Source organism: Pantoea coffeiphila, assembly GCF_016909495.1.
Lineage (GTDB): Bacteria > Pseudomonadota > Gammaproteobacteria > Enterobacterales > Enterobacteriaceae > Erwinia > Erwinia coffeiphila.
Map to the genome: position 1 here is coordinate 608,260 of NZ_JAFBFW010000001.1, position 13,414 is coordinate 621,673.

At 56.3% G+C, this 13,414-nt stretch carries 13 protein-coding genes; 9 read left to right on the top strand and 4 right to left on the bottom strand.

All coding sequences use genetic code 11. From position 1 onward, the window contains the following. The first annotated feature begins 99 nt into the window (after positions 1 to 99). From rsxA to gstA, 9 genes are all read left to right on the top strand, one after another. Entirely contained in the window at positions 100 to 681 is a 582-nt protein-coding gene (gene rsxA, locus JOE09_RS02815; protein WP_105594928.1) for an electron transport complex subunit RsxA, read from the top strand. Then, complete coding sequence (gene rsxB, locus JOE09_RS02820) at positions 681 to 1,256, top strand: electron transport complex subunit RsxB (protein ID WP_105594929.1); 576 nt, start codon at positions 681 to 683, stop codon at positions 1,254 to 1,256. The genes rsxA and rsxB overlap by 1 nt, the downstream gene beginning before the upstream one ends. Continuing rightward, positions 1,249 to 3,885, top strand: coding sequence for an electron transport complex subunit RsxC (gene rsxC, locus JOE09_RS02825; RefSeq protein WP_205064715.1), 2,637 nt, complete (start codon positions 1,249 to 1,251; stop codon positions 3,883 to 3,885). The genes rsxB and rsxC overlap by 8 nt, the downstream gene beginning before the upstream one ends. Continuing rightward, entirely contained in the window at positions 3,886 to 4,947 is a 1,062-nt protein-coding gene (rsxD, locus tag JOE09_RS02830) for an electron transport complex subunit RsxD (RefSeq protein WP_105594931.1), read from the top strand. Next, positions 4,947 to 5,579 carry an electron transport complex subunit RsxG gene (gene rsxG / locus JOE09_RS02835; RefSeq protein WP_205065099.1) on the top strand — a complete coding sequence of 211 codons (633 nt, stop codon included), beginning with the start codon at positions 4,947 to 4,949 and terminating at the stop codon, positions 5,577 to 5,579. The genes rsxD and rsxG overlap by 1 nt, the downstream gene beginning before the upstream one ends. Next, positions 5,572 to 6,273 (top strand): electron transport complex subunit E, encoded by a 702-nt coding sequence (locus tag JOE09_RS02840; protein ID WP_205064716.1) that lies wholly within the window; start codon positions 5,572 to 5,574, stop codon positions 6,271 to 6,273. Before rsxG ends, JOE09_RS02840 begins: the two co-directional genes overlap by 8 nt. After that, positions 6,270 to 6,905 carry an endonuclease III gene (gene nth / locus JOE09_RS02845; RefSeq protein WP_205064717.1) on the top strand — a complete coding sequence of 212 codons (636 nt, stop codon included), beginning with the start codon at positions 6,270 to 6,272 and terminating at the stop codon, positions 6,903 to 6,905. The genes JOE09_RS02840 and nth overlap by 4 nt, the downstream gene beginning before the upstream one ends. Before the next feature lie 682 nt (positions 6,906 to 7,587). Beyond that, a complete protein-coding gene (gene dtpA, locus JOE09_RS02850) occupies positions 7,588 to 9,081 on the top strand; it encodes a dipeptide/tripeptide permease DtpA (protein ID WP_205064718.1) in 1,494 nt (497 codons plus the stop codon). Between the two features lie 162 nt (positions 9,082 to 9,243). Continuing rightward, positions 9,244 to 9,849, top strand: coding sequence for a glutathione transferase GstA (gene gstA, locus JOE09_RS02855; RefSeq protein ID WP_205064719.1), 606 nt, complete (start codon positions 9,244 to 9,246; stop codon positions 9,847 to 9,849). Between the two features lie 105 nt (positions 9,850 to 9,954). Here gstA and pdxY read toward each other — a convergent pair whose 3' ends face one another. The 4 genes from pdxY to JOE09_RS02875 all read right to left on the bottom strand — a co-directional run bounded on the left by pdxY (position 9,955) and on the right by JOE09_RS02875 (position 13,354). Next, entirely contained in the window at positions 9,955 to 10,815 is an 861-nt protein-coding gene (pdxY, locus tag JOE09_RS02860) for a pyridoxal kinase PdxY (protein WP_205064720.1), read from the bottom strand. A 79-nt stretch (positions 10,816 to 10,894) separates the two neighbouring features. Then, a complete protein-coding gene (gene tyrS / locus JOE09_RS02865; protein WP_205064721.1) occupies positions 10,895 to 12,169 on the bottom strand; it encodes a tyrosine--tRNA ligase in 1,275 nt (424 codons plus the stop codon). Between the two features lie 145 nt (positions 12,170 to 12,314). Continuing rightward, positions 12,315 to 12,974 (bottom strand): pyridoxamine 5'-phosphate oxidase, encoded by a 660-nt coding sequence (pdxH, locus tag JOE09_RS02870; protein WP_200544679.1) that lies wholly within the window; start codon positions 12,972 to 12,974, stop codon positions 12,315 to 12,317. A gap of 65 nt (positions 12,975 to 13,039) precedes the next feature. Beyond that, positions 13,040 to 13,354, bottom strand: a complete 315-nt coding sequence (locus tag JOE09_RS02875) for an MliC family protein (protein WP_123330359.1) — start codon at positions 13,352 to 13,354, stop codon at positions 13,040 to 13,042. Positions 13,355 to 13,414: the final 60 nt, after the last annotated feature.

Genomic DNA, 13,414 nt, shown 5'->3' on the forward strand with positions numbered 1-13,414 from the left:
GCTGCAGCGCTGACAACCCGCGTGAGCATTGCCGCCGGTTAACAGTACTGACCTTCGGGTCGCTAAAATCTGCTCTTTCTTCTTTTTTCAGGCATAAGAATGACCGACTACCTGCTCCTTTTTATTGGCACAGTGCTGGTGAATAACTTCGTTCTGGTGAAGTTTCTCGGCCTTTGTCCCTTTATGGGCGTTTCCAAAAAACTGGAAACGGCGATTGGCATGGGACTCGCCACCACCTTTGTTATCACTCTGGCTTCGATCTGCGCATGGCTGGTGAATCACCTGATCCTGCTGCCGCTCGATCTGGTCTATCTGCGTACCATGGCCTATATCCTGGTGATTGCCGTGGTGGTTCAGTTCACCGAGATGGTGGTGCGTAAAACCAGCCCCGATTTATATCGCCTGCTGGGAATTTTCCTGCCGCTGATCACCACCAACTGTGCCGTGCTGGGCGTGCCGCTGCTGAGCGTTAACCTTAACCACACCTTCCTGCAGGCCGCGCTTTACGGCTTCAGCGCTTCGCTCGGCTTCTCGCTGGTGATGGTGCTGTTTGCCGGTATCCGTGAACGTCTGGTGCTGGCCGATGTGCCTGCGCCGTTCAAGGGTTCTTCCATTGCACTGGTTACCGCCGGGTTAATGGCGCTGGCCTTTATGGGCTTTACCGGTCTGGTTAAATTCTGATGACGGCGATTTGGATTGCAATTGCAGTATTAAGCGCCCTCAGTCTGGTGTTCGGGGGACTGCTGGGCTACGCCTCACGCCGCTTTAAAGTTGAAGAAGATCCGATCGTTGAGCAGATCGATGCCCTGCTGCCGCAGAGCCAGTGCGGCCAGTGTACCTATCCTGGCTGCCGCCCCTATGCGGAAGCCGTGGCCAACGGCGGCGAGATGATTAACAAATGCGCCCCCGGCGGAGAGCAGACGATGCTCAAGCTGGCCGCGCTGCTTAACGTTGATCCGCAGCCGCTGGGCGATGAAGCCGAACTGGAGCCGGAGCGCAAAGTTGCCTGGATCGATGAAGCTAACTGCATCGGCTGCACCAAATGCATTCAGGCCTGCCCGGTTGATGCCATCGTCGGCGCCACCCGCGCGATGCACACCGTGCTGAGCGATGTCTGTACCGGCTGCGATCTTTGCGTTGCCCCCTGCCCGACCGACTGCATTGAAATGCGTCCGGTTGCAACGACCACTGCCAACTGGAAATGGGATCTGCAAACCATCCCGGTCCGGGTTATTCCTGTAGAAAGTCATGCTTAATCTGTTTAAGAGATTCAAAAAAGACGCAATCTGGGACTTTGACGGCGGTATTCATCCTCCGGAAATGAAGACCCAGTCTAACGGCACGCCGCTGCGTCAGCTGCCGCTGCCTGCCCGCTTTATTCTGCCGCTGAAGCAGCATATCGGTAGCGAGGGTGAAATCAGGGTGCGCCCGGGCGATAAAGTCCTGCGCGGAGAACCGCTGACCTTCGGTAACGGCCGGATGCTGCCGATCCACGCCCCGACGTCCGGTACGGTAACTAAAATCGCCCCGCACATGACCGCGCATCCTTCGGCGCTGGCCGAAATGTGTATTTTTATCGAGCCGGACGGTGAAGATCGCTGGTGCGAGAAACAAACGGTCAGCGACTATCGCCAGCTTGAGCGCAGCGAGGTGGTGGCGCGCGTGCACAAAGCCGGCGTAGCCGGTCTGGGCGGTGCAGGATTCCCGACGGCGACCAAGCTGCGAGGCGGTCTGCGCGGGGTGAATACCCTGATTATCAACGCCGCCGAATGCGAACCCTATATCACCGCTGACGATCGACTGATGCAGGACTGTGCTGCCGAAGTGCTGGAAGGCAGCCGTATACTGGCGTGGATACTCAACGCCGAGCGCGTACTTATCGGTATTGAAGATAACAAACCGGAAGCGATTGCCGCACTGAAAACGGCGCTTGGCAACGAACGCGATCTGCAAATTCGGGTGATCCCGACCAAATATCCCTCCGGCGGTGCCAAACAGCTGACCCGTATTCTGACCGGCAAGGAAGTCCCGCACGGCGGACGCTCCACCGATATTGGCGTGCTGATGCAAAACGTCGGTACCGCTTTTGCGGTTAAGCGTGCGGTGATCGACGGTGAGCCACTGACCGAACGTGTTGTAACGCTGACCGGTGAAGCCGTAAAGCGCCCAGGCAACGTCTGGGGCCGCATTGGTACGCCAATCAGTCATTTACTCCAGCAGGCGGATTTTGAACCTGGCAACGAACAGATGGTGGTGATGGGCGGCCCGCTGATGGGCTTTACGCTGCCGTCGCTGGACGTCCCGGTGGTGAAAATCACCAACTGCATCCTGGCCCCTTCCGCCAGTGAGATGGGCGTCAGCGAGCCGGAAAAAGGCTGCATCCGCTGTAGCGCCTGCGCCGACGCCTGCCCGGCCGGTCTGCTGCCTCAGCAGCTTTACTGGTACAGCCGCGGCGGCGATCACGATAAAGCCCGTGCACATAATATTGCCGACTGCATCGAATGCGGTGCCTGTGCCTACGTCTGCCCGAGCAATATTCCGCTGGTGCAGTATTACCGCCAGGAGAAAGCTGAAATCCAGGCTATCGATCTGGAATCGGAGCGCAATGCGCAGGCCAAAGCCCGCTTTGAAGCCCGACAGCTGCGCCTTGAACGTGAGAAGCAGGCGCGTGAAGCGAAGCATCAGCAGGCGAAACGCACCGTTGCGGCGACGGATGCCGATGCGCTGAATGCGGCACGCGAACGCGTGAAGGCGAAACAGCAGCAGGACCAGGCAGCGGATGTCGCTGCTATAGAAACGAATACGCGCCCGGCTGACGATGCCGCACGCGCTGCGCTGCGTGAAGCGCGTCTGGCTGAAGCGAAAGCACGCCAGGCCGAGAAGCAGGCTGAAACCGAACCGGCGACCCGCCAGGTGGAAGATCCGCGTAAGGCTGCCGTTGCTGCGGCGATTGCCCGTGCTAAATCTAAGCAGGCTGCGCAGGCGGGTGAATCTGTTGCAGAAGCCTCAGAGGCTAAATCTGAAGCTGCCGCTGAACCGGCTGCCGCTGAAGATCCGCGTAAAGCCGCTGTTGCCGCAGCCATTGCCCGCGCTAAAGCGAAGAAAGCCGCGCAGGCGGGTGGTACGGCTGAAGAAGCTCCAGCTGTGGAGCCTGAAGCAACAGCAGAGCCCGTTACCGAAGTCGTTGCTGAACCGGCTGCCGCTGAAGATCCACGCAAAGCCGCTATCGCCGCTGCTATTGCCCGCGCTAAGGCGAAGAAAGCGGCGCAGGCAGGTGATGCAGCTGAAGAAACTCCAGCCGTAGAGCCTGAAGCAGCAGCGGAACCCGCTACCCAAGTCGTTGCTGAACCGGCAGCCGCTGAAGATCCACGCAAAGCTGCGGTTGCGGCAGCGATTGCCCGCGCTAAAGCGAAGAAAGCCGCGCAGGCGGGTGATGCTGCTGAAGAAGCTACAGCCGTGGAGCCTGAAGCAGCAGTGGAATCCGTTACCGAAGTCGTTGCTGAACCGGCAGCCGCTGAAGATCCACGCAAAGCTGCTATCGCCGCTGCCATTGCCCGCGCTAAGGCGAAGAAAGCGGCGCAGGCAGGTGATGCTGCTGAAGAAGCCCCTGCTGTGAAGCCTGAAGCAGCAGTGGAACCCGTTACCGAAGTCGTTGCTGAACCGGCAGCCGCTGAAGATCCACGCAAAGCCGCTATCGCCGCTGCTATTGCCCGCGCTAAAGCGAAGAAAGCGGCGCAGGCGGGTGGCATTGATGCACAGCCGCCTGCGGTAGAAATTGAACAGGAAGCGGTCGCTTCTGATGATGCACGTAAAGCAGCGGTGGCTGCGGCAATTGCGCGGGTCAAAGCGCGCAAAGCTCAGCAGCCTTCGACGCAAGAGGATTAAATGGCATTTCGTATTGCAAGTTCGCCCTATACCCATAACCGCCGCAGCACCAGTACCATTATGCTGCTGGTGTTGCTTGCCGCTATTCCCGGCATGGCCGCGCAGTGGTACTTCTTCGGCTGGGGAAATATTATCCAGGTGTTAATCGCCGCCGCCGCCGGTGTTGGCGCGGAAGCCGCGATCCTGCGCCTGCGCAAGCTGCCGCTGGCACCAACGCTCAAGGACAATTCTGCCCTGCTGACCGCCCTGCTGCTGGGGATCAGTATCCCGCCGCTGGCACCGTGGTGGATTGTGGTGATCGGGACTCTTTTTGCAGTGGTGATCTCCAAGCAGCTGTATGGCGGCCTGGGGCAGAACCCGTTCAACCCGGCGATGGTCGGCTATGTTGTATTGCTGATCTCCTTCCCGGTACAGATGACCAGCTGGCTGCCGCCGGATTCGTTACAGGGCATCACCCCGACCTTCAGCGACACGCTGAGCATGATTTTCCATTTCCACACTGTGGATGGTCATAACATGCAGCAGTTGCAGATCGGCATTGACGGCATCAGCCAGGCAACGCCGCTGGATACCTTCAAGACCGGTCTGCGCGCCGGGCATTCCGCCGAGCAGCTGCTGGCGCAGCCGATTTACAGCGGCGTGTTAGCCGGGCTTGGCTGGCAGTGGATTAACATTGGCTACCTGGCCGGCGGTATTTTCCTGCTGTGGACCAACAGCATTCGCTGGCATATTCCTGTGAGCTTTATCGGCTCGCTGGCGCTGTTCGCCACTATCGGCTGGCTGGCCTCGCCGGAAACCCTGGCGTCACCGATGATCCACGTGTTCTCCGGAGCTACCATGCTCGGTGCCTTCTTTATTGCTACCGATCCCGTCACCGCCTCCACCACCAATAAAGGACGGCTGGTTTACGGTGTGATGATTGGCCTGCTGGTCTGGCTGATCCGCAGTTTCGGCGGCTATCCGGACGGTGTTGCTTTCGCAGTACTGCTGGCGAATATCTGCGTTCCGCTGATTGACTACTACACGCAGCCGCGCGTTTACGGCCACCGTAAGGATAAATGATGCTGGATGCCATTCGTAAAAACGGCGTGACGCTGGCGGTGTTTGCCGCCATCACCACCGGTATGACCGCAGTGATTAATACGGTGACCAAACCCACCATCGAGCATCAAACGGCGCTACAGCAGAAGGTCCTGCTGGACCAGGTAGTGCCCCCGGAGCTGTACAATAACTCGATACAAAAAGAGTGCTATATCGTCAGCAATCCGGCACTGGGCAACGGCGCACCGCACCACCTCTATCTGGCCCGTAAGGATGATAAACCGGTGGCCGTGGCAATTGAGACTACCGCGCCGGACGGCTATTCGGGCGCAATTCAGATGGTAGTCGGTGCTGATTTCAGCGGAACGGTCTACGGCACCCGTGTTGTTGAGCATCATGAAACACCGGGGCTGGGTGATAAGATCGAGCTGCGTATTTCCGACTGGATTAACAGTTTTAACGGCAAAAAGGTCACCGGTGCCGATGATACGCATTTTGCGGTGAAAAAAGACGGCGGTGACTTCGACCAGTTTACCGGTGCGACCATCACCCCGCGTGCGGTGGTGAATGCAGTGAAGCGCACGACGTTGTATATTGAAACCTTATCCGGGCAGATTTCCTCGCTGCCAACCTGTGGAGATGCCAATGAGTGAAGCTAAAACCCTGCTGATCGGCGGGCTGTGGAAGAACAACTCGGCGCTGGTTCAGCTGCTGGGACTTTGCCCGCTGCTGGCCGTGACCTCAACCGCCACCAACGCCCTCGGGCTGGGTCTGGCGACCACGCTGGTACTGACTCTGACCAACAGCGGCATATCGATGTCTCGCCGCTGGGTGCCGTCGGAAATTCGTATTCCGATTTACGTGATGATTATCGCTGCCGTGGTGAGCTGCGTGCAGATGCTGATTAACGCCTATGCCTATGGACTGTATCAGTCGTTAGGGATTTTTATCCCGCTGATCGTCACCAACTGTATCGTCGTGGGCCGCGCGGAAGCCGTAGCATCGAAAAGCAGCATTCCGCTTTCCGCACTGGACGGGGCAGCGATTGGTCTGGGGGCCACCAGCGTGATGGTGGTGCTGGGTTCGATTCGCGAAATCATCGGCAACGGCACCATCTTCAACGGTGCCGATCAGCTGCTGGGTCCGTGGGCTAAAGTGATGCGTATCGAGGTGATTCATTTTGATTCGCCGATGCTGCTGGCGATGCTGCCACCGGGTGCGTTTATTGGCCTTGGTATGCTGCTTGCCGCGAAATATCTGATCGATAATAAAATGAAACAGCGCGCCGCCCTGAAAGCCGAAAAAGAAGCGCAGGCGGTGCCGCCGGATGGAAAAATGGCTCAGTGAACAAAGATAAACGTCAGCAGATTCTGACCCGCCTGCGGGATAATAACCCGCATCCTACCACCGAGCTGATGTTCAACTCCCCTTTTGAACTGCTGATCGCCGTGCTGCTGTCAGCGCAGGCGACCGATGTCAGTGTGAATAAGGCGACCGCGAAGCTCTATCCGGTAGCCAACACACCGGCAGCGATACTGGCGCTGGGTGTGGAGGGTGTGAAGGAATACATCAAGACTATCGGTCTGTTTAACAGCAAGGCTGAGAACGTGATTAAAACCTGCCGAATTTTGCTTGAGCAGCACGGTGGTGAAGTGCCGGAAAGCCGCGAGGCGCTGGAGGCACTGCCCGGCGTAGGTCGTAAAACCGCGAATGTGGTTTTAAATACGGCCTTTGGCTGGCCGACTATTGCGGTAGATACCCATATCTTCCGCGTCTGCAACCGGACCCGCTTTGCTCCCGGTAAAAATGTTGAACAGGTCGAAGAAAAGCTGCTGAAGGTGGTACCGAAGGAGTTCAAGGTTGACTGCCATCACTGGCTGATACTGCACGGCCGCTATACCTGCGTAGCGCGCAAACCGCGCTGCGGCTCCTGCCTGATTGAAGATCTCTGCGAGTTTCCGGAAAAGGTAGAAATTTAACCTTCTTGCCGCGCCCTTTACTGCACCGTGCGACTCAGTATGAACGCACGGTACAGAATATCCCCCCTGCCGTTTCAGCTCCAAATGCCTTCTTCCTCACGCGAAAACCACTATCATTCCTTCATCCTGTATCGTTTGCGATACAAGAGCGCATATTCGCCTTTCCAATTCACTATCTGCGGCATATCCCCTGCAAATCACGGGGATACCGCAGGAAAGTTTTTTTATTTCGACAATTATCGGCATTTTTTTGACTTTAATCACAAAAAAGCACTGTAATAACCAATCACACCAACACCACAACCTAAATAACTGTTTTAAAACCATTTAATCCCGAACAGACAACCCTATATGTCAATTTCACAGCCGTTTGCGGCAGATGATATCACCAAGCCTCTCTTCAGCAGAGCTCTCTCCTTATTGGCTAAAGTCTGCGCCACACTAAAAATTAAAAACGTTTTAGTGTAAAATACCCAGCACTTAATGCTGCTTTATAGCCGTATTCGCCAGGTCACCGCCAAATAAATAGCGAAATTTAGCATTCAAAAAATGCTTGCCCTCAGAGGAACGATCGGCGAAATTGTTGGCCGCTTTTCCTGTTCTATAACTATAAGGCGAACGTACGTCCCGCGTTTCGTCAGCTTAATTCCTGCCACAAAACAGGTCTTATTTAGAGGTACACGTGTCTACTGCAAACAAACATCCCGAGGCGGCAAGCCTCAACGCTTTTAAACAGCCAAAAGCGTTTTATCTGATTTTCTCCGTTGAGCTGTGGGAGCGTTTTGGTTTTTACGGCCTGCAGGCCATTATGGCCGGTTATCTGGTCAATACGCTGGGCATGTCCGAAGCGCAGTCCGTAACGCTGTTTGCTTCCTTCAGTGCGCTGGTTTACGGCATGGTAGCCATCGGCGGCTGGCTGGGCGATAAGGTGCTGGGCACCAAACGCGTTATCGTGCTGGGCACCATTGTTCTCGCGGCCGGTTACGGACTGATCGCCTGGTCCGGCCATAATGTGTCGATGGTCTACCTCGGTATGGCGACCATCGCCGTGGGTAACGGCTTGTTTAAAGCCAACCCGTCTTCGCTGCTGTCGACCTGCTATGCGAAAGACGATCCGCGTCTTGATGGCGCTTTCACCATGTACTACATGTCGATCAACATTGGCTCGTTCTTTTCGATGCTCGCTACCCCGGTTCTGGCGGCGAAATTCGGCTGGAGCGTGGCTTTCGCTCTCTCCTTTGTCGGGATGCTGATCACCCTGGTGAACTTCCTGCTGTTCCGTAAGACGGTCAAAGACTACGGTTCAAAGCCTGACTTCGCTCCAATGCAAATGGGCAAACTGCTGGCAACGCTGGCAGGGGTTGTGGTGCTAATCGCTCTGGCGTACTGGCTGCTGCATAACCAGGGTATTGCCCGTCTGGTGCTGGCGATAATTGCTATCGGCATCTTACTTGTCTTTGCCAAAGAAGCGCTGGCGCTGAAGGGCGTTGCCCGCCGCAAAATGATCCTCGCCTTCGTGCTGATGCTGGAAGCGATTGTGTTCTTTGTGCTGTATATGCAGATGCCAACCTCGCTGAACTTCTTCGCTATCCGTAACGTGGAACACAGCATTCTGGGGATTGCCTTTGAGCCTCAGCAATATCAGGCGCTGAATCCACTGTGGATTATGGTGTTCAGCCCGCTGCTGGCCGCGATCTACAACAAAATGGGCGACCGCCTGCCGATGCCGCATAAGTTCGCGCTGGGTATGGTGCTGTGCTCTGCCGCCTTCCTCGTGCTGCCGCTGGGCGTTTCCTTCGCGAATGCACAGGGCATTGTGCCGGTCACCTGGTTGATTCTCAGCTATGCGCTGCAAAGCGTGGGCGAGCTGATGATCTCCGGCCTCGGTCTGGCGATGGTGGCGCAGCTGGTACCACAGCGCCTGATGGGCTTCATTATGGGTTCATGGTTCCTGACCACCGCCGGTGCGGCAATGATTGCCGGTAACGTTGCCAGCATGATGGCCATCCCATCTGACATTACCAATCCTCTGGAATCACTGCATATCTACGGTGACGTCTTTATGAAGATTGGTGTTGTCACCGGGATTATTGCCGTGCTGATGCTGCTGACGGCATCGCGCCTGAACCGCATGACGCAGGAAGAAAAGCCTGCTGCTGATAACGTCACGGCCTGATAGCCTGACCGCCCGGAGCACCCTGCTCCGGGCTGATTTTCCCCAGTCGCGCCATCCTCCTTTCTGAAACCGCATAATCAATTGATCTGTCGCGCTGACATTTCGCCACTCGCGCAGTAAGATAATCTCCGAACGCCCCCCCAAAAACCTCAGGAGAACGCAATGAAGCTGTTCTGTAAACCCGGCGCCTGCTCGCTGTCCCCCCATATTGTGCTGCGCGAAACCGGCATCGATTTCACTCTTGTAACGGTCGATCTCCAGACTAAAAAGACCGAACAGGGTGAAGATTATCTGCAGATCAACCCCAAAGGACAGGTTCCTGCTCTGCTGTTAAACGATGGTTCGCTGCTGACAGAAGGTGTGGCTATTGTGCAGTACCTGGCCGACCTGAAGAGCGATCGCCAGCTGCTGGCTCCGTGCGGCAGCCTGAATCGTTACCACACGCTGGAGTGGCTGAACTATGTCGCCACCGAGCTGCATAAGGGATTCAGTCCGCTGTTCCGCCCCAATACCCCGGATGAATTCAAAGCGAGCACGCGCGAGCTGCTGGAGCAGAAATTCAGCTATGTGAACGGCGAGCTGAAAGATAAGCAGTGGCTGATGGGTCTGCGCTTTACCGTGGCGGATGCCTACCTGTTTACCGTCACCCGCTGGGCTCACGCGCTGAAATTAGATCTGAGCGGACTGGATGCACTGAACAGCTGGTTCGACCGCGTAGCCGAACGCCCGGCGGTTGCAGCAGCGCTGAAGGCAGAAGGCCTGGTTTGATAAACGTTCAGATTCTTAAGATCTGAACAGTAGAAAAACGGGCAGGCCCTGAAGGCCTGCCCGACGAGTATTGTTGCTGCGCTGAGCGGGGATCTACCTGCGATATTACAGTTTTACCGCGTCAAAATGCTGTACGGGTTCCGCGATGGCATTCTGCGCCGCAACCAGTTGCAGTTCGTATTCGCCCATCTGATGCGTTTTCAACATCACTTCATATACTGCCGCAGTGACGTGCTCCAGAGACTGCTGCAGTGAGAGTCCGTGCAACAGATCCACCAGCAGCAGGCCACTGCTCAGATCGCCCACGCCCACCGGCTGACGCACACCGAAGTCGATGAGCGGACGGCTTATATGCCAGGCTTCGTCAGCGGTAATTAACAACATTTCGAAGCGGTCGCTACGGTATCCCGCACGTGCCAGATGCTTCACCAGCACCACCTTCGGCCCCAGGGCAATCAGTTCACGTGACACTGTAACCGCTTCGTCCACGCTGGCCACACTGCGACCACTGAGGATCTCCAGCTCCAGCAGGTTTGGCGCAATAATATCGCTGGCCGGCAGCGCATAGAGTCGATGAAACTCCGCTACGCCGGGAGCAACAATGCAGCCCTTTTCCGGGTGACCCATTACCGGATCGCAGAAATACCAGGCCTTGGGGTTCGCCGCCTTGACCATGCGAACGATTTCCAGAATCTGTTCGCCCTGCTCGGCGGAGCCCAGATAGCCACTCAGGACCGCATCACAGGTTTTCAGACGATCGATATCGTTAATGCCACGGGCAATATCGGTAAGATGCGTTGCGGGCATCACCGTGCCGGTCCAGTTACCGTATTGAGTGTGGTTGGAAAACTGGACGGTATTTAATGGCCAAACGTTTGCGCCCATACGACGCATCGGGAACTCTGCCGCGCTGTTACCTGCGTGACCAAAAACCGTGTGGGACTGGATGGAGAGAATATTTTTCATGGTGCTGACCTGTACTTTCCTGCCAATAAAAAAGCCGGTTTACCCGGCTTTAGCTGCGAGGCTAACCCCGCGAGAGTTTTTATTTCCAGCAGATTAAGCTGTAATTCTTTTTGCCGCGGCGCAGTAGCGTGTAGCGGCCGAACAGACGATCGTCCTCGCCCGGAACATATTCCGCATTAGTTTGCAGCGCACCGTTAATGCTGATGGATTTTGCGTCGATCAGCTTACGGGCCTGTCCGCGTGACGGGGCCAGTTCGGCGTTAACCAGCGCCTGCTGCAGATCCTGACCGGCCTCCAGTTCAGCCGTTGGCATGCCGTCCTGCGCCAGCTGCGCCAGATCCTGTTCGTTCAGATCGCTCAGCGCGCCGGAAAACAGACTGTCGGTGATGCGTTTTGCCGCAGCCAGGCCATCAGCACCGTGAACCAACCCGGTAACCTGCTCCGCCAGCACATACTGCGCGCGCGGGGCTTTGCCGCTGTTTTTGTCTTCTTCTTCCAGCGCATTGATTTCTTCAATACTCATAAAGGTGAAGAACTTCAGGAAGCGGTAAACGTCCGCATCGGCGGTGTTGATCCAGAACTGGTAGAACTTGTACGGGCTGGTTTTCTTCGGATCGAGCCACACCGCGCCGCCTTCGGTTTTACCGAATTTGGTGCCATCAGACTTGGTGATCAGCGGAACGGTCAGGCCAAAGACCTGGTTCTGGTGCAGACGACGGGTCAGATCGATACCGGAGGTGATGTTACCCCACTGATCGGAGCCGCCAATCTGCAGTACCACGTCGTGACGCTCGTTCAGCGCGGCAAAATCATAGCCCTGCAGCAGGTTGTAGGAGAACTCGGTAAACGAGATACCCTGGTCGTCGCGGTTCAGGCGCTGCTTAACGGCTTCACGGTTAATCATCTGGTTAACGGAGAAGTGTTTGCCGATATCACGCAGGAAGGTCAGCACGTTCATGCCGCCGAACCAGTCGTAGTTATTGGCCGCAATCGCGCTGTTGTCGCCGCAGTCGAAGTCGAGGAACGGCGCGACCTGGTGACGGATTTTCTCTACCCACTCGTTAACGGTATCGGTGGTGTTCAGCTGACGCTCAGTTGCTTTAAAGCTCGGGTCGCCGATCAGACCGGTTGCTCCACCCACCAGCGCCACCGGCCGGTGGCCGGCATCCTGAAAGCGCTTCAGGCAGAGTAACGGTACCAGATGCCCCAAGTGCAAGCTGTCTGCGGTGGGATCGAAGCCGCAATAAAGGGAGATTTGGCCCTGCGCCAGTTTTTCTCCTAACGCGTCCTCATCCGTCACCTGGGCTACCAGGCCCCGCTCTTGCAATTGTTTGATCAGGTTACTGCTGGCCATCTAAGACTCCATGTAAAAAAAGTCTGCACCTAAGCTGGTACACAGCTTTCCGCTCACACGCGGAGAAAAATAAGGGATATAGAATAATGGCCCACTCCGCTCGAATCCAGCGGTTAAGCCATTATTTCACGTTTCATTTCGCGCTTCAGGGAGCCAGGCGGTCGATCGTCCAGGAATTGTCATCTTCGCGCTGATAGAAGAAGCGATCGTGCAGGCGGTGAGCGCCCCCCTGCCAGAACTCCATCGAGTCGATTTTGATGCGGAAACCGCCCCAGAAGCTGGGCAGCGGAATCTCACCCTGCTGGAATTTTTGCTTAAGCTCGAGGAATTTGCCTTCCAGCACCCCACGCGCTGAGATGCGGCTGGACTGTTTTGAAACCCAGGCACCCAGCTGGCTGTCGCGCGGACGGCTGTGGAAATATTTAATCACTTCCAGCGTGGAGAGGCGCTCAACGCTGCCCAGCACCATCACCTGCCGCTCCAGCATATGCCAGGGAAACAGCAGGCTGATCTTCGGGTTTTTCTCCAGCTGCTGCGCCTTGCGGCTGCCAAGGTTGGTGTAAAACACCATACCCTGCTGGTCGAAATGCTTTAACAACACAATTCGCTGGTAAGGCTGCCCGTGCTCATCAACCGTCGCGACGCTCATCGCCGAGGGGTCCGGCAGCTGAGCCGCTACCGCCTGCTCGAACCACTGTTCAAACAGTTTCAGCGGGTCATCGGGAAGATCCTTGCGGCGCAGGCCGCCACGGGTGTATTCGCGCCGCAGGTGGGCAATTTGTTGCAGGTGATCGCTGTCGCTCATCGCTCTGACTTCTGGTTGAGAAGGGATAAGGCATTGTGCGCCCCACCCTTCATAATTTCAATGCGTTAACCAGCGTTCTGCAGCTGGCAGTCGTTAATGATAATTTTGTCATTACGCTCAATAAAGGCAGAATCACCTTTTGACCAGAACACATAGTTGCCGTCGCTGTAACGGGTGCCCGATGCCGCCACCTGCTGTTTCAACGTCAGTTGATTACCGTCCAGAATCATGCTGACTTCACTTTTCGCGTTGTCGAGCTGAACGGTCAGCGGCAGCGTTCCGCAGGTGTAATGCAGCGTTTTCGGCTGTTCCTCAGCGGAATGTTGAAAGTAGCTGCAGCCAGAAAGCAGCAGCGCTGCCACAAAAATCCCCTGTTTCATCGCTATCTCCTGTGTTTTTACGTCAGTTCAGCCCAGCGTAAAACGCTATTTCCGCAGATG